The 22,039-nt window shown below is 34.0% G+C and carries 21 protein-coding genes and 3 tRNA genes; 8 read left to right on the forward strand and 16 right to left on the reverse strand.

The window, feature by feature from the left end:
- Positions 1–143 precede the first annotated feature (143 nt).
- From ACM55I_RS13320 to ACM55I_RS13350, 7 genes are all read right to left on the reverse strand, one after another.
- Positions 144–650, reverse strand: a complete 507-nt coding sequence (locus ACM55I_RS13320; RefSeq protein ID WP_416847331.1) for a tetratricopeptide repeat protein — start codon at positions 648–650, stop codon at positions 144–146.
- 472 nt (positions 651–1,122) lie between these two features.
- Positions 1,123–1,851, reverse strand: a complete 729-nt coding sequence (locus ACM55I_RS13325; protein WP_416847332.1) for a superoxide dismutase — start codon at positions 1,849–1,851, stop codon at positions 1,123–1,125.
- Complete coding sequence (locus ACM55I_RS13330; protein WP_416847333.1) at positions 1,848–3,014, reverse strand: chromate transporter; 1,167 nt, start codon at positions 3,012–3,014, stop codon at positions 1,848–1,850. Before ACM55I_RS13330 ends, ACM55I_RS13325 begins: the two co-directional genes overlap by 4 nt.
- Before the next feature lie 83 nt (positions 3,015–3,097).
- A complete protein-coding gene (locus ACM55I_RS13335) occupies positions 3,098–3,967 on the reverse strand; it encodes a chromate resistance protein ChrB domain-containing protein (protein WP_416847334.1) in 870 nt (289 codons plus the stop codon).
- A gap of 298 nt (positions 3,968–4,265) precedes the next feature.
- Positions 4,266–4,348, reverse strand: a tRNA-Leu gene (locus ACM55I_RS13340).
- A 42-nt stretch (positions 4,349–4,390) separates the two neighbouring features.
- A tRNA-Lys gene (locus tag ACM55I_RS13345) sits at positions 4,391–4,463 on the reverse strand.
- A 38-nt stretch (positions 4,464–4,501) separates the two neighbouring features.
- A tRNA-Lys gene (locus tag ACM55I_RS13350) sits at positions 4,502–4,574 on the reverse strand.
- A gap of 127 nt (positions 4,575–4,701) precedes the next feature.
- On the opposite strand from ACM55I_RS13350, the gene ACM55I_RS13355 reads away from it, so the two are divergent.
- On the forward strand, positions 4,702–5,220 hold the full coding sequence (locus ACM55I_RS13355; RefSeq protein ID WP_416847335.1) for a shikimate kinase: 519 nt from the start codon (positions 4,702–4,704) through the stop codon (positions 5,218–5,220).
- On the opposite strand, the gene ACM55I_RS13360 is transcribed toward ACM55I_RS13355, so the two are convergent.
- Both ACM55I_RS13360 and ACM55I_RS13365 read right to left on the reverse strand, forming a co-directional pair.
- Positions 5,212–5,712: a phosphoribosyltransferase domain-containing protein gene (locus tag ACM55I_RS13360; protein ID WP_416847336.1), complete on the reverse strand. Its 501-nt coding sequence runs from the start codon at positions 5,710–5,712 to the stop codon at positions 5,212–5,214. The two genes, ACM55I_RS13355 and ACM55I_RS13360, sit on opposite strands and share 9 nt — an antisense overlap.
- 32 nt (positions 5,713–5,744) lie before the next feature.
- Positions 5,745–6,134: an RNA-binding S4 domain-containing protein gene (locus ACM55I_RS13365; RefSeq protein ID WP_416847337.1), complete on the reverse strand. Its 390-nt coding sequence runs from the start codon at positions 6,132–6,134 to the stop codon at positions 5,745–5,747.
- A 78-nt stretch (positions 6,135–6,212) separates the two neighbouring features.
- Here ACM55I_RS13365 and ACM55I_RS13370 point away from each other — a divergent pair, with 78 nt between their 5' ends.
- Positions 6,213–7,193: an FKBP-type peptidyl-prolyl cis-trans isomerase gene (locus tag ACM55I_RS13370; RefSeq protein WP_416847338.1), complete on the forward strand. Its 981-nt coding sequence runs from the start codon at positions 6,213–6,215 to the stop codon at positions 7,191–7,193.
- Between the two features lie 112 nt (positions 7,194–7,305).
- On the opposite strand, the gene ACM55I_RS13375 is transcribed toward ACM55I_RS13370, so the two are convergent.
- From ACM55I_RS13375 to ACM55I_RS13405, 7 genes are all read right to left on the reverse strand, one after another.
- Entirely contained in the window at positions 7,306–8,259 is a 954-nt protein-coding gene (locus ACM55I_RS13375) for a transketolase family protein (protein WP_416847339.1), read from the reverse strand.
- 55 nt (positions 8,260–8,314) lie between these two features.
- Entirely contained in the window at positions 8,315–9,169 is an 855-nt protein-coding gene (locus ACM55I_RS13380; protein WP_039109187.1) for a transketolase, read from the reverse strand.
- 215 nt (positions 9,170–9,384) lie between these two features.
- Positions 9,385–9,954 carry a YciE/YciF ferroxidase family protein gene (locus tag ACM55I_RS13385; protein WP_416847341.1) on the reverse strand — a complete coding sequence of 190 codons (570 nt, stop codon included), beginning with the start codon at positions 9,952–9,954 and terminating at the stop codon, positions 9,385–9,387.
- 202 nt (positions 9,955–10,156) lie between these two features.
- A complete protein-coding gene (locus tag ACM55I_RS13390) occupies positions 10,157–10,477 on the reverse strand; it encodes a rhodanese-like domain-containing protein (protein WP_416847342.1) in 321 nt (106 codons plus the stop codon).
- A 1-nt stretch (position 10,478) separates the two neighbouring features.
- Positions 10,479–10,715 carry a rhodanese-like domain-containing protein gene (locus ACM55I_RS13395; protein WP_416847344.1) on the reverse strand — a complete coding sequence of 79 codons (237 nt, stop codon included), beginning with the start codon at positions 10,713–10,715 and terminating at the stop codon, positions 10,479–10,481.
- A 134-nt stretch (positions 10,716–10,849) separates the two neighbouring features.
- On the reverse strand, positions 10,850–13,360 hold the full coding sequence (locus tag ACM55I_RS13400) for a cation-translocating P-type ATPase (RefSeq protein WP_416847345.1): 2,511 nt from the start codon (positions 13,358–13,360) through the stop codon (positions 10,850–10,852).
- Positions 13,361–13,570: 210 nt separating this feature from the next.
- The gene (locus ACM55I_RS13405) at positions 13,571–14,074 is read right to left on the reverse strand and encodes an SRPBCC family protein (protein WP_416847346.1); all 504 of its coding nucleotides are present in this window, start codon (positions 14,072–14,074) and stop codon (positions 13,571–13,573) included.
- An 873-nt stretch (positions 14,075–14,947) separates the two neighbouring features.
- Between ACM55I_RS13405 and tgt the strand changes: the two genes are divergently transcribed.
- The 6 genes from tgt to ACM55I_RS13435 all read left to right on the forward strand — a co-directional run bounded on the left by tgt (position 14,948) and on the right by ACM55I_RS13435 (position 22,018).
- Positions 14,948–16,078, forward strand: a complete 1,131-nt coding sequence (gene tgt / locus ACM55I_RS13410) for a tRNA guanosine(34) transglycosylase Tgt (RefSeq protein ID WP_416847347.1) — start codon at positions 14,948–14,950, stop codon at positions 16,076–16,078.
- 73 nt (positions 16,079–16,151) lie between these two features.
- Positions 16,152–17,240 carry an LptF/LptG family permease gene (locus ACM55I_RS13415; RefSeq protein ID WP_416847348.1) on the forward strand — a complete coding sequence of 363 codons (1,089 nt, stop codon included), beginning with the start codon at positions 16,152–16,154 and terminating at the stop codon, positions 17,238–17,240.
- Positions 17,227–18,111 (forward strand): DMT family transporter, encoded by an 885-nt coding sequence (locus tag ACM55I_RS13420; protein WP_416847349.1) that lies wholly within the window; start codon positions 17,227–17,229, stop codon positions 18,109–18,111. Before ACM55I_RS13415 ends, ACM55I_RS13420 begins: the two co-directional genes overlap by 14 nt.
- A gap of 156 nt (positions 18,112–18,267) precedes the next feature.
- The gene (locus ACM55I_RS13425; protein WP_416847350.1) at positions 18,268–20,202 is read left to right on the forward strand and encodes an LTA synthase family protein; all 1,935 of its coding nucleotides are present in this window, start codon (positions 18,268–18,270) and stop codon (positions 20,200–20,202) included.
- 19 nt (positions 20,203–20,221) lie between these two features.
- Positions 20,222–20,812 (forward strand): dual specificity protein phosphatase family protein, encoded by a 591-nt coding sequence (locus ACM55I_RS13430; RefSeq protein ID WP_416847351.1) that lies wholly within the window; start codon positions 20,222–20,224, stop codon positions 20,810–20,812.
- 252 nt (positions 20,813–21,064) lie between these two features.
- Positions 21,065–22,018 carry an acetyl-CoA carboxylase carboxyltransferase subunit alpha gene (locus ACM55I_RS13435; RefSeq protein ID WP_416847352.1) on the forward strand — a complete coding sequence of 318 codons (954 nt, stop codon included), beginning with the start codon at positions 21,065–21,067 and terminating at the stop codon, positions 22,016–22,018.
- The last annotated feature ends 21 nt before the right edge of the window (positions 22,019–22,039 follow it).

Consider the following 22,039-nt stretch of genomic DNA (forward strand, 5'->3'; position numbering starts at 1 on the left):
AATGAGGTTTAAAAACTGGCTGCATAATCGCTGATTTTGGTACTTAAAAATACGAAGAATCAAAGTAATAAACAAAAAAAACTGCCCGAAAATTACTTTTCGGACAGCCTCTTTTTTTATTGTTTTAATAAGCTTCGAAATTATTACTTACAAAACATTTTTTTGTTTTTTGCGGCACTTTGGCTTCCGTATTGAATGGCTTTGGAGAAATCAGCACACGCACTCTTTTTATCTTCAATATGAATGTAGGATAGCCCTCTAAGGTTGTAAGCGATGTAATCTTTTGGGTTTAAAATAATAGATTGGGTACAGTCTTCAATAGTACCTTTATAATTCTTTGATTTGTAATTAATATCAGCACGAGTAGTGTAAGCATCTCCTCTTTTTGGGTCAATGCTTATAGTTGTGTTAACATCAACTAAAGCTCCTTTTATATCTCCTGTTTTTTGTTTTGAAAGTGCTCTGTTTAAGTATGCTTCTGCAAATAAGGGATCTCTTTTGATTGCCTTAGTATAATCATCTATTGATCCTTTTAAGTTTCCAGAGGCTGCTTTTTTTAATGCTTGATCAAAAAAATCATAAGCAATTGGGTCTTGACTCCATCCGACTAAAGAGCTTAATAATAATGCAACGAGGATTAGTTTTTTCATAAATAACTTAGGTTTGAAATTGGGGGTGAATTTTCAGAAAAAAAAAGAACTGATTTATAAAGGTACAATTCTTTCAGCTATTCCATTAACGAATAGAATTGTAATTTATTTTGAATGAGTAAAAAAAATCAATTTTAGGCTAACTAATAGTTACGCATAATTTTTGCCTCTCCACAGGTTTTGGGGTAGAAGCTTCAATTAGTTTTGTTTTTTTATAAAGTTTTGTTTTGAAAATAAAAATGCTTCAAAAATAATCAAGTAAACTTGAATTATTTTGAAGCATTTTTTGTTGTGTTGTGAACACCTTGGAAAAAATCGACCCTTTCGTTTAAGGATTTGAAACTTTTGTGTGAAATGTAAATTTTATAATTAGTTTAAATACTCTGTTTTAACTAAAACTAAAGAAAGTTAAGCTGTTGTTTAATTTTAATTACAAAACTTAATATTACTACTTTAGGATTTAGCTATAATTTTATTTCATTAATTTTTCAGCATCATTCAAACGTAGTGCTACATTATCCCAATTGATAATATTGAATAAAGCATCTACAAAATCGGTTCGTTTGTTTTTATATTTTAAGTAGTAGGCATGTTCCCACACATCAATTACTAGAATAGGTATTGCTCCCCATTGGGTGAGTTTTTCGTGATTTTCACATTGTAAAACCACTAGACTATCACTATAAGGTTGGTATGCTAAAATTCCCCATCCGTTGCCATCAACATTTTTTGAAGTGGCAGCAATTAAAACTTTTAGTTTATCAAAACTGCCGAAGCTTTTTTCTATTCGCTTTAATAAATTGCCTTTGGGTAGGTTAGGTTTATTGGTGAGATTTGTCCAAAATATGGAATGCAGTATATGTGAGGAAAAATGATAAGACAATTTTTTTGTCCAAAAATCAATGGTCTCCAAATTGTTTTCATCCAATGCTTTTTTTATCATTTGCAAATCTTTATTGGCTCCTTTTACAGCTCCACCATGATGAAAAGTATAATGCAAATGCAAAGTTTCGGCATCCATGTAGGGTTCCAGAAAACTTTCACTATAGGGTAATGTCTGCTGGATATAATTGCCATTTGCATCAACCAGTTTATCAATGGAATTGTCAGCTAAATTCTTAGAAAATGCATTGGTAGTAGGAAGAACTAATGCTGCTGCACCAAATAAAGTACTCGATTTTAAAAAATCTTTTCTGTTCATACTATTAATTTTATAATGATTCCCACAACTGCTGCAACAACAATAATATAGGGTTCTTGAATTTTTTTAATATAAAGTAAAGCAAAAATTGTTGCAATAGCTATTAACGCTGTTGGAACATCCAAAATACTTCTGGATGCAATTACACCAACGGCTCCTACTAATGCACCAACAACTGTCGCTGTAATGCCGTCCACAAAGGCTTTGATTGATTTATTTTGTGCTATTTTCTTAAAGGATGGGGCCAAAGCAATCGTAAATAAATAGCATGGCAAAAATGTTGCTAAAGCTGCAATTAAAGCTCCGGGAAAGCCTGCAACTAAATAGCCTATAAAACCAACTGTGATAACAACTGGACCAGGAGTAATCATGGCAACAGCAACAGCATCTACAAATTGTTGCTCAGATAACCATTGATTTTCTATTACAACTCCTGAGTGTAAAAATGGTACAATTGCTAATCCACTACCAAATACAAATGCTCCAGCTTCCGCAAAAAAGAGGGCAATTTTCATAAGAGTGGTATTTTCATAGTTCCAAAAGCCTATTTGTAATAGAACAATAGAATTGACAGTTTTACTATTAAACCATTTAGGAGGAGCTTTGACAAACATATATAAAAGCCCAGCAAATACAAATAACAAAACTTGCTCCTGCTGTGTTACTAATGTTATAGTTACAGCAACAATAAAAAACAGCCACAATAGCCAATTCGTTTTAAAAGACACTAAATTGAATTTACCGATAGATTTTAGCGTCAGCTTATAAGAACTCATTACAATAATACCGATAACAGCTGCACCTACGCCATAAAAAACAGCTTGTATCCAAGACAATCCCCCGTATAATTTATAAACTATTCCTAATAGCACCACCATTATAAAAGAAGGTAAAACAAAGGCAAATCCTATCAAAGTTGCTCCTAAAAAGCTGTAATGTACAAATCCAAGGTAAATCCCTAATTGTGCCGCTAATGGGCCAGGCGCTAATTGCGCTAAAGCTAAACCTTCCTTATATTCTTCTTCTGAAATCCATTTTCTGTCTTCGACTAAATCCCTGTGCATATAACCAACTAATGCTACCGGACCACCAAAACCAATTGTCCCTAATTTCAAAAAATAAAATGCTAAATCTTTTAAAGTATATGTTTGATTTTCCTTCATTATGAAATAATTTAAAAAAGTAACAGAGTTTCTGGATTAATAAAAAACAAAACTATGTATGTTAACAAGATATAAATAGTATGCTATTTACCTTTTGTATCTGGATTACTTTTTTGTGAATTTTTTCGGTAAGAAGAAGGATTTTTCCCTGTACTCTGTTTGAATATTCTCGTAAAATGACTTTGATCTGAAAAGCCAGTCATATAAGCTATTTCGGTAAGGGTATAGGTTGAGTTTTGAATAAGAGTAATTGCTTTCTCAATTCGTAATTTTCTAACGTAATCTCCAAAATTGAGGTCTTCAAAATACTTGGAAAACTCTCTTGATAAATAAGAAGGATTAAGTTCTAGGTCGTTGGAAATTTTCTTTAAGTCAAAAGTAAATTGGGCGTCAATTTGATCCTGAATAATTGCTTTTAAATCTTTGACCCAAACAGGTGTTTTCTTGTTGGTTATTTTCTTCTCCTTCAAAAATTTATGATATACTTCATGTAGCATCTTTTCAAATGGACTATTCTGTAAATGATTTTGTTTGTATAAATGCGTAGCCCAACTGTATAGTGCATCATAAATAACCATTCCCGTTTCTAATAACTTATAGTCATCGGTGATATTATAAGAAAGACCTGCAGAAATTGCCCAAAGTCCCGCTGATTCTTTTGCGATATCGTGTTTGTCTGTGTCGGCACCACGTACAATATCAGCCATAATTAAAATAGCAGGATCTTCAATTTTATATTTTTTTACAATATAGTCAAAGGTACTTTGTTCTTTGTAATGGGTAAACTCCACATTTGGAATGTCAAATGGAATGGCATCTAATTCTTTTGCTTTATCAAGTACCTCGCTGAATGGGAGGTAAATAAATTCAGCATCGTTATCAACAAGTTTTTTTATTAACCAAGGGCAGGCTAACCGGTCAATTTTTGGTCTTTCTCTGGTTATCCATTTCATTTAAAACTCTATTTGGAAATATATTAGTTAATTTTAAGGTCTAATTGTAAAAACTTTCATTTATGGACATTGAAGATTTAGAAATTAGGGCCAAGTTACATTTTTATGAATAATGAAAAGGCTCTATCGGATTACATTTTTTAATTTATTTAAATATAGCACAGTAATAGTATTGATGTTAAATTTTATAATTGAGTATATTAAAATATATAAACATCTTTATGTTATTTACAATAAATAAGATAAAATTTAAAAAGCCTGTAAAAACAATGCTTTACAGGCTTTTTAAATTTTAAAGTGACCACGGTGGGATTTGAACCCACACGCCCTTGCGAGCACCAGCCCCTCAAGCTGGCAAGTCTACCGTTTCTCCACGTGGCCTTAAAAAAGAAAAGGTCAAGTAATAAATTACTCAACCTTTTGTGACCCGACTGGGGCTCGAACCCAGGACCCCATCATTAAAAGTGATGTGCTCTACCAACTGAGCTATCGAGTCAATGCTTCAAGGAAATTATGTGTTGATCACTAAAATTGTGACCCGACTGGGGCTCGAACCCAGGACCCCATCATTAAAAGTGATGTGCTCTACCAACTGAGCTATCGAGTCATATTCTTTCCTTGAATGCGGGTGCAAATATAAGAACTTATTTTGGAGTTTTGCAAGCAATTTTATTATAAATTTGTCTTTTTTTAACAAAATCACACAACACCTTAATTTGTAAGGTTTTATTCAAATGAGAAAAATTGTATTATTGGGTTATATGGGGTGTGGGAAGTCCACAATTGCGAATAAGCTGTCAAAAATTATCGAAATTCCTTTCGTGGATTTAGATAAAAAGATTGAAGAAAAAATAAATTTGTCTATAAATGCGATTTTTGAAAAGTATGGAGAAATTTATTTTAGAAAGTTGGAACACGAAGTTTTTGTCGAATTATTAAATTCGCCTGATAACTTAATTATAGGTTTAGGCGGAGGGACGCCTTGTTATGCAAATAATCATGAACTACTAAAAAGCGATAATGTGACATCTGTTTATCTCAAAGCTTCAATAGAGACTTTGTTTAATAGATTGAATCATAATAAAAGCAAACGTCCTCTTATTGCCGATAAAAGCGAGGACGAAATGAAAGAGTTTATTGCGAAACATCTATTCGATAGAAGTTTTTATTATAATCAAGCGCAACATAAGGTAATTGTTGATGATAAAACAATCGAAGAGACTGTTATGGATATTGTTGAAATTTTAGCTTAAATAAGCATAATTATCCCCGTCCTCATCAAAAACGACCTGTACGTGTTCTAGTAGAGAGGTTGAAAGCGAGATACCTTTGAAATCAGCTTTTACAGGATACTTCTTATGGTTTCGGTCTAATAGGACCGCTGTTTTGAATTTTTTCAAAGGAACATCGATAAAATGTCTCACGGCATAGATTAGTGTGGTGCCTGAATTTAAAACATCGTCAACAAGAACTAATCCTTTATTGGCATAGTGTTCTTTTGATAAAGAAGTATGAATTGGTAATTCAGGATTCTGTTTGTTTATTTGCACTTCGCAAAGTGAAACTTTAAGAGGAGAAATAGTCTCAAGGACAAGCGCTATTTTTTTTGCAAAAGTAAAACCATTAGTTGCAATTCCGGCAATGACAATTTCTTCTTCATCTACAAAGGTTTCATAGATTTGGTAAGCAATTCTTTTTATTTTATGCTCAATTTCCTGATTCGTTAAGATGATATTTTTGCTCATTGTTTTAGTTTTAAAGTTTTAGAATGGGTATTTTAATCTGCATCTTCCTCGTTCACGATTTCATTGCCAAATTCATCAATGTCTCTTCGGTCTTTTTTAGTAGGTCTTCCTGTTCCGTTTTTTCTATAATGCTCTTTGGATAATTTCAACAGTTCTAAATGTTGATAAGCTTCGGCAGGAGTATCGTTTCGTCTATAAATATCTACCAGTTTTGCCCCTACACGATTTTCAGGAATATCCAGAACAGTGATGATTTGGGTGATTTGGTCCTTTCGAAATGTGATTTTATCAGTAGGAAAAACCTCCTTTGAAGGCTTGGCAACCTGACCATTTACGGTAACATGATTTTTTTTACAAGCTTCAGTTACCATGTTTCTCGTTTTATAGTATCGTACGCACCATAAATATTTGTCTATTCTCATAAATTTTCTAAAATCGGAGTTAAATAGTTTACAAAAATAAATCAATATTGTATCTTGCGCACTTAAAAATTAGCTATAATGAACAAATTTAAGTATTATTTTATTTTATTAATTACAACAATCTCTTTATTTTCATGTTCGAAGAATGATACCGCTACAGTTGAACCACTTAGAGATTATGCAGTACAATATGCCACTGATAATACTGACATTGAAGAATATTTAAAAACAAATTATATAACTGTTATAAATCATCCCGGATTTACAGACGATCAAGATATCACGATTACAAAGATACCAACTGGAGGAACTCAAAAATCAATTTTCGATCAAACGGATTACGAGCTTAAAACCAGAAATGTAAGTTTACATGATGTTACCTATAAAATGTATTATCTAGTTTTAAGAACAGGAACAGGTATTGCTCCTTGTAATGTGGATGGGGTTTTAACAGCTTATAAAGGAGAATATTTAGAGCGTATCACCACATCAGGAGTTACAACACTAACTTCAACACCATTTGAAGAAGTTAAATATCCTCAAACTTTTTTGAGTTTATTTAGCACTATTACTGGGTGGGGAGAAATCTTTCCACAATTTAAAACGGGTACTTATACCTCAAATGCTGATGGAACAGTAACGCACAATGATTTTGGTGCGGGAGTAATGTTTATTCCTTCAGGATTGGCATATTATGCTTCTGGAAGCGGTATTATTCCGGCGTATGCACCTTTAGTGTTTAGTTTTAAATTATTTGAAATAAATAGATTAGATCAGGATTTAGATGGTATTCCGTCTTATTTAGAAGATTTAAACGGAGATGGATATATGCATGACTTTAGGAGCACTACTAGCTATCCTACTACTCCTGCTGTAAATCCTGATGATACTGATGGAGATGGTATTCCTAATTTTATAGATGTAGATGATGATGGCGATAATTATACCACTAAATTAGAAATCAAAAATCCAGCTACCGGATTGCCTTATCCATTTGCAGATATTCCAAGTTGTACTTCAGGTAAGAAAAATTATTTAGATGCAACTTGTCATCCGTAAATTATAAAATAAGTTATCCTAAAAAGCGATTTGTTTTTAGGATAAGGTTTAAACTCAAAAATCCCGTTACAAAATTATTGTAACGGGATTTTTTATTTCAAAAGAGGAATTATTATTTTCTTTTAATAACTCTTTCTACAGCTTCAACAATCGCTTGATTGTTTAATTTATATTTTTCCATTAATTGCTCTGGTGTTCCAGATTCTCCAAAGCTGTCATTTACCGCAACAAACTCTTGTGGAGCAGGATTGTTTAATGCTAGTACCCTAGAAACGCTTTCGCCAAGACCACCAAGGATATTGTGCTCTTCAGCTGTAACGATACATTTTGTTTTTGCCAATGATTTCAATATCGCTTCTTCATCCAATGGTTTGATCGTATGGATGTTGATTACTTCGGCAGAAATACCTTTTGCTTCCAATGCTTCAGCAGCAATAAGTGCTTCCCAAACTAAATGTCCTGTTGCAACAATAGTTACATCAGCACCTTCGTTTAAAACAATTGCTTTTCCAATTACGAAAGGCTCATCAGATGGCATAAAGTTAGGTACTACCGGACGACCAAAACGCAAATAAACAGGACCATGATGATCTGCAATTGCTAATGTAGCCGCTTTAGTTTGATTGTAATCACAAGTGTTGATTACGGTCATTCCCGGTAACATTTTCATTAATCCTATGTCTTCAAGGATTTGGTGTGTTGCACCATCTTCACCTAAAGTTAATCCTGCATGTGAAGCACAAATTTTTACATTTTTCTCAGAATAAGCAACTGATTGACGAATTTGATCATAAACTCTTCCTGTAGAGAAGTTAGCGAAAGTTCCAGTGAAAGGAATTTTTCCTCCAATAGTTAAACCCGCTGCAATTCCAATCATATTCGCTTCAGCAATTCCAATTTGGAAAAAACGCTCTGGGTGATTTTTCTTGAAATCATCAAATTTTAATGAACCAATTAAGTCAGCACAAAGTGCCACAACATTTTCATTGGTTTGACCTAATTGGGTCATTCCCGCTCCAAAACCCGAACGAGTATCTTTACTTCCTGTATTTGTATATTTTTTCATTTCTTAATTTAGATTTTTGGCAGTATTCTAATGAACACTAATTACTGAATACTTCCTAGTAGTCTGAATTACCTCCAGTATTATAATTTTGTCCTAAAGCATTGTCAAGTTGAGCATCATTTGGTGCTTTACCATGCCAAGCATGACTGTACATCATATAATCTACTCCGTTACCCATTTCAGTATGCAACAATACACAAACTGGTTTTCCTTTTCCAGTTCTTGATTTAGCATCATTCATTCCAGCAATAATAGCTTCAATGTCGTTTCCTTTTTCAATTTCCAAAACATCCCAATCAAAAGCTTCAAATTTAGCGCGGATACTTCCCATTGCTAAAACTTCGTCAGTTGTACCATCAATCTGTTTCCCGTTAAGGTCGATTGTAGCGATAAGATTGTCTACTTTTTTAGCAGAAGCATACATAATTGCTTCCCAGTTTTGACCTTCTTGTAATTCACCATCACCGTGAAGCGTGTAAATAATATGGTTGTCACCATTTAATTTTTTTGCTTGTGCAGCTCCAATTCCTACAGATAATCCTTGTCCAAGAGAACCTGATGCAATACGTACTCCAGGTAAACTGTCATGAGTAGTTGGGTGTCCTTGTAATCTTGAATTGATCAAACGGAAAGTTGCTAGTTCCGATACTGGGAAATAACCACTTCTAGCTAAAACGCTATAAAATACAGGAGAAATATGCCCGTTTGAAAGGAAGAAAAGGTCTTCTCCAATTCCGTCCATATCAAATCCTTCTTTGCGTTCCATCAAGTTTTGGTACAAGGTTACAAGAAATTCAGTACAACCTAGAGAACCTCCTGGGTGACCTGAGTTTACAGCGTGAACCATTCGAAGAATATCTCTTCTGACTTGGATAGTTAAATCGTTTAATTGTTGTGTGTTAGGCTTCATTTTGTGTGTAAAAGTTAAACTGGTGCAAATGTAATTTTTATTTAGGGTTACAGCAAACGTTTTTTTGAATATTTAATATACAATCCGTTACAGTTTGTGATAATCTGAATTACTAATTTAGATGAGACTAATCCATAAAAAAAGCCCGCATAAGCAGGCTTTATGTAAAATAGAGAAACAATAAGAAATTACTGTTCGTCCAATTAAATTACATTCTAAGTATTTGTAATTGAATCAGCTCTATAAGCTTCTCTATTGATAGCAGATAATGCAATTCCAGTTAATCTAGCATCCGTTTTTTTCTCTTCACTAAGATTCATAGCGAGCAATTCCGCCGCTTTATTTTCACCTAGCGTTTTTGCAAAAGCATGTAAAGTGCCATAGGTTGCAATTTCGTAATGTTTTACCTTTTGATCTGCAGCAATAAGCCCAGCATCACGTACCATACCAATATCGGTTTCTCTGATAAGTCCATTGGTCTCTTTCAATATACCCTGCATAGCATCGCATTTTTTTGCTGTAGGTGCAATACCTGTTACTTCAAATATTTTTTCCAGACGGGAAACGTGTTCTTGTGTTTCGCTTAACTGGTTTTTTAATGAGTTAACTAATTCTGGCGATGAAGCATTTTTTACCATTTTTGGCAACGTTTTAGTCAATACTTTTTCAGCCCAATAAATGTCTTTCAATCCAACTTCAAATAAATCTCTCAATCCATGTGCCGCGTTTGATTTTGCTTGAACAGCTCCTTTAAAAGGTTCGTTTTTACTACTTTCAGGTCTCATAATAGTTGTTTTTTTAAGATTAATTGTTGTAAATATTAAAATTTGTTGTTGGTGTATTACAAACTCACTACTTACTTTTTTAATAGTATAAAATTAAACAAACTAGAATCGAATCAATTGTTAATTAACTAATTGTAAATACGAATAGTATGATTTTTTCCAAAATTTAACGTACTGCTTTATTGCTGTGGGGACTTTTATTTTAATAACCAATTTTATTTTGAAGACTACTCCAACCGCCACCATTGTACACTTTAGTAAATCCATTTGATTTCAAAATACTTTTTGCTGAAGCACTTCGCATACCTGAGGCACAACTAGTGATTATTGATTGGTTCTTATCTTTGAGTTTAGAAAGATTGTTACTTAAAGTATCAACCGGAATATTTAGGGAACCTTTTATGTGTCCGCCTGCATATTGCCCTTTGCTTCGAACATCCAGAATAATAGCTCCTTGCTGTACTAAATCGGTATAATTTACTTTTGGACCAAATCCAAATAAATTTTTGAGTGTATTAATCATTTTATTTATTTTGAGATTGATGATAATTTACATCTAACCAGGAACCACCATTATAAGATTCGATTCCATGTTCAGTCAGGAAAAGTTGTGCTTGTCCGCTTCTGTTTCCCGATGCGCAACAAAGTACTAACGGTGTTTTAAGATTTCGTAATTCTTCTACTCTTTGCGGAATTTCATTCAGTGGAATATTAATCGAATCGGCTACATGACCACCCATAAATTCAGCATGGGAACGCACATCTACGACAGTTCCTTGTTTTCTTTGATTATTTTTTCTAAGTTCATTTTTATGTTTTTTAATTAATCAAATAACGTTTAACTAAATTATGATACAAAAGTAAAGCAAGAATAAGCGTTGCACAGTAACTTTTGTTACACAAAGGATTTTTTATTTTGTATGCTTCTGTTTTTAAAATATTTTATGGTTTCAAGAAGGATAAGGATACCAATCGCTCCTAAAATAGAAGGTATAAAATGATTGTAATTCGTTACTTCAAAATTAAAAGTATTCCGCAACGACTGAATGGAAATAATCAGCAGTAACATTATGATGGCTGTTAGCAGAATGGGGATTGTAACTGGATTTCTTTCGGTTATTACGGAGATAACGTTTCTTGTTTTTGAAATATTGGTCAAAATGATAAAAATATTTCCAAGCAGTAGTGCCGAAAAGACGATAGCTCTTATTTCTCCTTCGGGATATTCTTGGAATTTGGAAAATAAATAAACCGATAAAACCATAGCCAACAATAAAAAGCCTTGCATGACACTAAGTATAATCTTTCTTCCGCCAAAAAATTGTTCGTTTGGATCTCTGGGAGGACGTTGCATGATTCCTTTTTCTTCCTGCTCTGATTCGAACGCAATGGAACAAACGGGATCATTTATCAATTCCATAAAAACAATATGCAGCGGCATCAATAACAATGGAATTGAAGTATTGAATGCAGGTAAAAGGGTAAGCCCGATTATAGGAATATGAATGGAGAGAACATACGACATTGCTTTTTGCAGATTATCAAAAATCCTTCTTCCGGAGCGAATTGCCGAAACAATGGAAGCGAAGTTATCATCCAATAAAACGAGCGAAGAGGCTTCTCTAGCTACATCCGTTCCTTTATTTCCCATCGCAATACCAATATTGGCCGCTTTCAAGGCAGGTGCATCATTTACTCCGTCGCCTGTCATTGCCACGATTTCGTTATTGGCTTTCAAGGCTTGAACAATCCTCAGTTTTTGTTCAGGAATTACGCGTGCGAAAACATTGGTTTTAGTTATTTTTAATTTTAGTTCCTCATCACTCATTGCAGTTAACTCATCTCCAGAAATAATTCCTTTATTGGCATGAAGACCTATGGATAAAGCAATACTTTTTGCAGTAGCGGGAAAATCGCCGGTTATCATAATCACTTGCATACCGGCTTCATGGCACTCTTTTATGGCTTGGGGGACTTCTGGACGAATGGGGTCTTCTAGACCAATAAGCCCCAGAAAACTGAAGTCAAATTCATGTTGCGAATCTGGAAGTTGTTCCTTATGATGTGCAGCATTTGCAACAGCAATAACTCGATATCCTTGCTCGGCCATTTGATGTACGGCTGAAAAATGTTTTGTCGTTTCCTCTTCATTCATTTTACAAAGTTTAAAAATAGCTTCCGGGGCGCCTTTGGCAGAAACAGATATGGAATTTTCAGTGACATTTTCCGTAACACGAGTCATAGCAAGTAATTCTTTGCTTAATGGATATTCTTTTAGGAGTTTATGGTCTGATTTTTTGTGCGAAATTATTGCTTCATGTGTTTTGTAAATCGCCTGTTCCATCGGGTCAATCGCATCTTTTCTAGAAGCATAATGTGCGGCAACAACTAAATTTGAGATCTGATTTTGTTTCTCATGGAAAATACTCTTTAGAACGATTTCCTGACCATCATAAATAGTGGCAATTTCCATTTTATTTTGGGTAATGGTTCCTGTTTTATCCGTGCATAAAACAGTTGCCGAACCTAATGTCTCAATAGCGGAAGGTTTTCTGGTCAGCACATTTTTTTTGGATAATTGCCAGGCACCCAAAGCCAGAAATACGGTAAGAATAACGGGAAACTCTTCGGGTAAAATGGACATCGCAGCAGCAAGTCCGTTCAGTAATGCTTGAATGAAATTTCCTCTAGTGAAATAGAAGGTTGCAATGATGCCAATGCTGATAAAAATACCAATCAGGAATAGATTCCGAATCAACACTTTCATTTCTTTTTGCAAGCGGGTTTCATCTTCCTCAATATTTTGTAAAGAGATTCCAATTTTTCCAAACTGTGTTTTTGTTCCGGTAGCAAAAACCTTTGCAAATCCTTTTCCCTGTACCACAAGCGTTCCGCTGAAAACCAATCCATGTGAATCCGATGCATCGGTTTGTACGTTTTTCGTTACTGCAACTGATTCGCCAGTAAGCAATGATTCATCAACGATGAGATTTATGGTGTCGAGCACTTTTGCATCAGCGGCAATCCGATCACCTTCATTTAATAAAATGATATCATCCGGAACTACTTCGCGTCCGGGAATTCGGATTTCTTTTCCGTCCCGAATCACCAAAGCGCGTGGCGAAGACAGTTTTTTGAGTGCTTCCAGTGCTTTTTCGGTTTTCTGATATTGGTAAAAAGTGATGAAAATGATAAGCAAAATGGCAGAAAGTAAAATAATGCCTTCTCTGTAATCGCCCAATAGAATATAGAGTACCCCACAGCTAATCAATAAAATGAACATGGGCTCTTTCATGACTTCCAAGGCGATGAGCCAAATGGATTTTGGTTTTGATGATGGCAATTCATTAAAACCAAAAATTTTTAGTTTTTCTTGAGCTTCCGCTGTATTTAGTCCTTCCATCATAGTTGAATAATTTAGGAATTATTGCAAAAAATGAAATTTAAAAGTATGGGATGAACAACCAAATCATACAATTGTAGTGATGGTTGTATCAAATTTGCATTTTCTAAAATAAATGGTTAAGTATTTGATATTAAGATTATTTGGGATGGTCTGTTCGGGTAGTAGAGATTCTTTTTTGAGAAATATTTTTTTAGTAAGGCTCTTTCAGAATTATTTTAAACTTTCCGCAAGCTTGTCAAAAGATTCGTTCCAACTGACATTGGTTAAATCGGTTATTTTTCCTGATGGAATCCCTTCATGAACAAGAGTCATTTTTGTTTTTCCTTCATGCTCTTCAAATGTAACGGTTACCCGCAATTCTAGCGGGAAACCTTCCATGCCATAATGTGTCGCAGAAACGACATTCCCTTTCTCATCTGCAAATGAATCCGTGCAAACAATTCGCTCTATAGGGACAATTTCGAGGTAAGTTCCTGTGCCCCAAAATTCCTTACCCTCAGAAGATCGCATGCAATTAAGATATTTACCTCCAACTTTAAAATCTATTTTACAGACCGGGCAAGTAAAATTTTTTGGTCCCCACCATTTCTTACAACTTTCAGGATCTGTCCAAGCTTTCCAAACAAGCTCTCGGGATGCATCAAATTCTCTTACTATTACGAGTTTTTGTTTGTTGGATTCAGTGGTTGCTGTTGATTGATTCTTTGTTTCCATTTTTATAATTTTTAATTGTTACCTATATAACACATAAAGTTAAATAAAATGTATTCAATAGTCTGTTAATTAAATGTTTATGTGTTGTTTTAGAATTATAAAAAATAAGAACTGTATTTCAAAAATGTAATTTGATAGTACTGTATGGATAATCATTTTTTAAAATGATGAAAATGAAAGACTATGTGATGATGGAAAAACGGGACAAAATGAGCAAAAAAAGAGTAATACTGTACTAAATATAAATAAAGAATCTATTGGTTAAAAATTCATTCCAAAGTGGCGTCTAAAATTTTAGATTAGCGCTCCTTAATTTCAATTTAACTAAAAATAATAATAGCATAATGTATTAAAAATCAGTGTTTTTTTTTGTTAAATTTAAGGTCTTTATAACTAAAAATCAATTAAATGTGAAAAAAAATTCTCAATTGTATTGTTGGTCGCTACTTGCATCACTTACGGACAAAAGTAAACTAATGGAACTATTTATGTAGAGCATCCTGCAATTAATGCGGTTGAAGCCATGACCCAAGCATTTGTTAGTGGAGACGCTGATAAAGTAGCTAGCTTTTTAGCTGATGATTTTAAATCCTATAATGGTTCAAGTTCTGATAAGGATGATAAGTTACACCCAAATTTTAAATTTTAGAAGATTCATTGAATTCAAAAAACGATTTGAAAACCCTTGCAAAATGGGAATTCACAAATTGTAATTAAATGATGTAATTATCTAATTTTCTTAAAAGAAAGTATTTAAATTTTGGTTGTCAGGAATCCCCTTTTTCATTTCATCGGAAGAAAAATATTTTTTTGATGGGGGGGTCAAATTAACCTATCTTTGCCGTTCCGAACGGTCGGGAGAAAAACGTGTTTATGAAGTTTGATTTATTAAAAAAAGATCCGCTGTCCAAAGCCAGAGCAGGAAGTATTACCACTGATCACGGTGTGATTGAAACCCCAATTTTTATGCCTGTAGGGACCGTAGGTTCTGTAAAAGGTGTTCATCAACGCGAATTGAAAGACGATATAAACCCGGATATTATCTTGGGGAATACCTACCATTTATACTTGCGACCACAAACCGAAATCTTGGAGAAAGCAGGTGGTTTACATAAATTCATGAACTGGGACCGCAATATTTTGACGGATTCCGGTGGATACCAAGTGTATTCGCTTTCGGCCAATAGAAAAATTAAGGAAGAAGGCGTGAAGTTCAAATCACATATAGACGGTTCATACCACTTTTTTACGCCAGAGAATGTGATGGAAATTCAACGTACCATAGGTGCCGATATTATCATGGCTTTTGATGAATGTACGCCGTATCCATGTGATTATAACTACGCAAAACGTTCGATGAAAATGACGCACCGCTGGTTAGACCGTTGCATCAATCATTTAGACACGCAGCCTTTTAAATACGGATACGAGCAAACGTTTTTCCCAATTGTTCAAGGAAGTTGTTATAAAGATTTACGCCAACAATCAGCTGAATATATTGCGAATTCAAATCAACAAGGAAATGCGATTGGCGGACTTTCAGTAGGGGAACCTGCAGAGGAAATGTATGCCATGACCGAAATAGTTTGTGAAATCCTTCCCGAAGACAAACCCCGTTACCTGATGGGCGTTGGAACTCCGATAAATATTCTGGAGAATATTGCCCTTGGAATTGACATGTTTGACTGTGTGATGCCTACGCGTAACGCCAGAAACGGAATGTTATTTACAGCTAACGGTTCGATTAATATCAAAAACAAAAAGTGGGAAGCTGATTTTTCACCTATTGACGAAATGGGAATCACATATGTTGATACGGAATATACCAAAGCGTATTTGCGTCACCTTTTTGCTGCCAATGAATACCTGGGGAAACAAATTGCTACAATCCATAATCTTGGATTTTATATGTGGTTGGTTCGTGAGGCCAGAAAACATATCTTAGCGGGCGATTTCAGACCGTGGAAAGAAATGATGGTGAAGAATATGAACCAAAGACTATAAAATAATTATGAATAATGAATTATGAGTTAGCTAGTAACTCATAATTCATAATTCATAATTCATAATTTAAAATATGCTAACAATAATAGACAAGTACATCTTAAAAAGATATTTAGCCACTTTTTCGGTTATGTTGTTGATGTTTATACCTATTGGGATTATTATTGATGTTTCGGAGAAGATTAATTTCATGCTCGAGAACAAAATACCATTTGTTGAAATTGCGATTTACTATTATAATTTCACGGTTTATTTTGCCAATTCCTTGTTCCCGATATTTTTATTTTTATCCATTATTTGGTTTACTTCGAAACTAGCCAACAACACGGAGATTATCGCCATTTTGAGTTCGGGGATTTCTTTTACCCGTTTTTTAAGGCCTTACATTATAGGGGCTTCAATGGTTTCTGTTTTCGTATTGTTGATGGGATTTTTTGTGGTTCCTGCTGCCAGCGAAGGATTTAATAATTTCAGGTATACGTATTTGCGTACTGGAGGTAAAGAAGCCATGCGAGGTGACGATACTGATGTGTACCGACAAATCAGCGATACTGAATTTATCTACGTGAATAGCTTTAATACGCTGTCAAAGACTGCTTTTAATTTTTCATTGGAAAAGTTTGATAAAGAGAAACTGATTTATAAAATTTCGGCAAGCAGAATAAAATGGAACCCAAAAAGTAAGACGTACACTATGTATGATTATACCAAAAGAACGGTAGGGGTCAATGGTGATAAAATTGAAAAATTGGCTGAAAAAGAGGCCCGTTTTAGTTTTGATTTAGAGGATTTAGCTCCTGTTGTATATATCGCTGAAACCCTAAGCTTGAATAAACTTATCAACTTTATTGATAAAGAGAAAAAGCGGGGTTCGTCTAATATCAATGTTTATTTAGTGGTTTTATATAAGAAATTCAGTGTTCCGGTTTCGGCATTTATTCTGACCATTATTGCGGTTTCCGTTTCCTCAATGAAACGCAGAGGCGGAATGGGAATGAATTTAGCGATAGGAATCGCCTTAGCTTTTGCCTTTGTGTTTTTTGATAAAATCTTTGGTGTACTAGCTGAGAAATCAAGTATTCCTGCCATGCTGGCTGTTTGGTTGCCTAATATGGCTTTTGGTATTTTAGCCATTTATTTATTACGCAATGCAAAACGATAAATTAAAGCCTTACTTAAACCTGCATCTAATTGTTTTTATCTGGGGTTTTACCGCTATTTTAGGAGCTTTAATCACCATAAAACCGGATGCATTGGTTTGGTATCGAATGCTTTTTGCCAGTGTTTTTCTAGGATTGTTTATTGTATTCAAAAAAAAGTCATTTAGAATTCCGTTGCAATCATTCTTAAAATTGATTTTCGTTGGGTTATTGATTGCGTTGCATTGGATCTTTTTTTTCAAAGCCATCCATGTTTCCAATGTTTCCATCACACTTTCGGTTTTCTCTTTGGGTGCTTTTTTTGCCTCGGTATTAGAGCCTCTTTTTTATGGCAGAAAAGTGTTGTGGTATGAAGTTTTCTTTGGACTGATTATCATTGCAGGATTAGGATTGATTATGAAAGTAGAAGTCAATTATCTGGAAGGGATGCTTTACGCTTTGGCGGCCATTATATTAGGGGTTTTGTTTACCCTTATGAACGGAAAGTTAATTGCAGATCACGATCCATCGGTAATTTCATTTTATGAGTTTCTCGCCGGTGTTTCTTTTATTACGGTTTACTTTTTATTTCAGGGTAAATTCTCTTTGGATTTCTTTGTTTTGACATTCAGTAATTGGGTTTTAATTTTGATTTTAGCATCTATTTGTACTGCTTATGCATTTACCGCTTCGGTAAAAGTGATGCAGAAACTGACTCCTTACACCGTAATGCTGACGACGAATCTAGAACCGGTTTACGGAATTGTGTTGGCTTATTTTATCCTTGGCGGAAAAGAAAAAATGAGTTTTGAGTTTTACATTGGAGCTATTATAATAGTAATTACCGTAATCTTAAACGGAGTGATTAAGCATTATTATAAAAAGAATATTTAGGATAAATGGCTCTTTAAAAGGTGTTTAGTAATTAGAGTTAATGGATTGTAAAACTGATTTTCAAGATTCGATTCCCTTTTTTGTATAAATTTTAACTGTGGCTAACAGATTAATTGTAATATCTTTGCACTTCTTTTACAACTAATTTACTTTGAAATGCACAAACACTTGCGCTTAAATGAATACAAGGTTCTGATATACAGACTTTCGTTAGCTTATATTTTTTACTTCATAGCTCGAATTCTATTTTATATTTTTAATATTAATTTGTTAAAAGTAGATTCTATTTCAGATTTACTTTCACTTTGTTATTATGGTTTGGCCTTCGATACGACTGCAATTTTATATGTGAATTTGCTGTTTATTGTTTTTTCGATTTTACCCTTTTGGAAAAACACGAATTCAGGCTATCAAAAATCTCTTTTTTATCTTTATTTTGGGACTAATTTAGTGGCTTATGCGACTAATTTTATTGATTTTATTTATTACAAATATACTTTTGCACGCACAACAATTGTAGTCCTGAATGTCTTGAAACATGAAACAAATAAGAAAGTATTGCTTTTTAGTTTTCTATATGACTATTGGTATGTTTTTATCTTATTTGTATTATTTTCAGCGCTTTGGATTTATTTGTATAAAAAAGTAATTGTTGCGGTTGCTGTACCGTCAAAAAAACTGCATTATTTTGGATTCTCAACCATTGGGTTTTTTTGGGTTGTTTTACTTATAATCGGAGGAATTCGTGGTGGTGATTTTAATAAAGCAACGCGACCTATTAACCTTTTGGACGCCAGTAGACATGTGAAAAATATCGTTCAATCGGATATTGTGCTCAATACGCCTTTTGCCATTATCAGAACGTTGTTTAGCAACAGTTTCCTGAAACCCAATTATCCGAATGTCAACGAACAAGTGATTCTGGAAAAAGTACAGCCGATTAAACAATATCATAATAATCCTGCGACTAAGCCTAATGTGGTGGTGTTTATTCTCGAAAGTTATGGACGTGAGTACATAGGTGCTTTTAATAAAAATTCAAAAATCCCGAATTATAAGAGCCATGCTCCTTTTCTGGATTCCTTATCGCAGCACAGCATGATTTTTACAAATGCTTACGCAAATGGACGACAGTCGATTCACGGAATGTCATCCGTTTTAGCAGGAATTCCATCATTCAAAGATGCCTTTACGTCGTCTCCTTATCCAAAACAGAAAATAGAATCCCTTGTATCCACTTTAGAAAGTGAAGGCTATAATACGTCTTTTTTCCATGGTGCTGCCAATGGTTCTATGGGCTTTTTAGGTTTCGGGAATATATTAGGTTTTGATAATTATTATGGAAGAACGGAGTTCAATGACGATTCTCAATTTGATGGTTTTTGGGGAATTTGGGATGAGCCTTTTCTTCAGTACATGAAAAACACTTTAGACAAAAAGAAGACCCCATTTTTTGCTTCCGTTTTTACAGTTTCGTCTCATGAACCCTATATTATTCCGGAGAAATATAAAAATAGATTTCATGAGGGCGGTGTTCCTATTCATAAATGTGCGGAGTATACGGATTTTGCCCTGAAACGATTTTTTGATGAAGCCAAAAAGAAACCTTGGTTTTCCAATACCATTTTCGTTCTGGTTGCAGATCACTGTAACCAAATTTATTATGATGAATATCAAAAAGCGATTAACCATTTTGCAGTCCCTATTATCATTTATAAACCCAATAGTAAGTATGTAGGCGTTGATGATGATTTGGCACAACAAATTGATATTTACCCTACGATTTTGGATATGATTGGGTATAGGAAACCATTTAGAAGTTGGGGCAGAAGTTTATTGGACAAAAAATCAAGTCAGCCGTTTGTTATTAATTCAACAGGAAATATATATCAGTTTTCTAAAGGGAATTATATCTGTACATTTGACGGTAAAACTGCGTTAGGGTTTTATGATAAAAATGATAAAGCATTAAAAAATAATTTAATAAAAAAACGAAATCCTGAAATGAATGAAATAGAGCTTAATTGCAAAGCTTTTATTCAAGATTATATGGATAGAGTGGTGGATAAGAAAATGTATTTTAAACAATAAGTTTTAATAATTTTACAAGATGAAAAAGAATAAAAAAATAATTGGATTTTCAATCCTTGCAATCGTTTTAATATTGGTGGGGAAATATGTTTATGATATGAACATCAACCATAATTTTGAAACGATTACCGAAGGAAAAGTGTACAAGTCAGGAGTGATTCCACCAGATGAGATCGAAAGTTATGTTAAGAAATACCATATAAAATCGATTGTCGATTTGCGTTTTCCAGGAACTACGGATTTAAAGAATAACCCTGAGATTCCAGCTGAACTTACTGCCGAGCAAGTTGCGGTAGCTAAAATAAAAGGAGTAAATTATTTCAATAATGGTTCAGATCAGGTTCCAAAACAAGAGAATTTAGACCGATTTTTCAAAATAATGGATAACAAAGACAATTATCCAGTGTTGATTCATTGTTATCATGGTATCGGTCGTGCCGAAATGTATTCTGCATTGTATCGTATTGAATATGAAAATTTCACGAATGAAGAAGCACGTCAAGGCGTAAGAACAGTAATAAAATATAGCTCTTTTGATGACGGAACTCCAAAAGGAGAATACTTAAAAGCTTACAAATCCAGAAAAGAATTGGCAAAAGAAAAGAAGTAATTATAAACTAAGCTTCATTTATGGAGTAAGATTGGTTTTGTACTTTTAATTTCAAAAGATAAAAGCAGTTCATTTGTAAGTGCTTTATTTTCATTTGTTAAATAAAAAAATAGCGTTGTTTTATGTTCCTTTTAAGAATGATTTTAGCACTTTATAAAGTGTCGTAAGACACATAAATATAAAATTTACCTCTTTGAACGATTTAAAATTTTATATTTGCCGTTCCAATTAAAAACAAAACGAAGAAATCCTATGGAATATTTAGATTTTGAACTTCCAATAAAAGAACTAGAAGAACAGTTAGATAAATGTCTAGTTATTGGTCAAGAATCGGATGTTGATGTTACTAATACTTGTAAGCAAATCAACAAGAAACTAGAAGAAACCAAAAGACATATTTATAAAAACTTGACTGCTTGGCAACGTGTACAACTATCAAGACATCCTAGTCGTCCCTACACAATGGATCACGTACGTGCTTTGTGTGGAGATACTTTCCTGGAACTTTTCGGGGACAGAGGTTTCAAAGACGATAAAGCCATGATTGGTGGTTTAGGGAAAATTGACGGACAATCTTTTATGATTGTAGGTCAACAAAAAGGATTTAATACTAAGACACGTCAGTTTCGTAATTTTGGGATGCCAAATCCAGAAGGATATAGAAAAGCGTTGCGATTGATGAAAATGGCAGAGAAATTTGGTATTCCAGTTTTGACTTTAATTGACACTCCAGGAGCTTATCCAGGATTAGAAGCCGAAGAACGCGGTCAAGGTGAGGCAATTGCCAGAAACATATTCGAAATGATTTGTCTAAAAGTGCCAATTATTACTGTTATTGTAGGAGAAGGCGCTTCTGGTGGAGCATTAGGAATAGGTGTGGGTGATAAAGTATATATGATGGAAAACACTTGGTATTCTGTTATATCTCCTGAATCATGTTCTTCTATTTTATGGAAAAGCTGGGAATATAAAGAACAAGCTGCCGAAGCATTGAAGTTGACTTCAGCTGACATGAAAAAGCAAAAATTAGTGGATGATATTATCCCTGAACCATTAGGTGGAGCGCATTACGATAGAGAGACGGCTTTCAAAACGGTAGAGCAATATATCATGAAAGGATTCAATGAGTTGAAAGACTTATCAACAGAAGAATTAGTTGCCAGAAGAATGGACAAATACAGTAAAATGGGTGAATATAAAGAGTAAAATCTTACAAATTGATATTTA

The organism is Flavobacterium algoris, assembly GCF_048158525.1.
GTDB lineage: Bacteria > Bacteroidota > Bacteroidia > Flavobacteriales > Flavobacteriaceae > Flavobacterium > Flavobacterium algoris.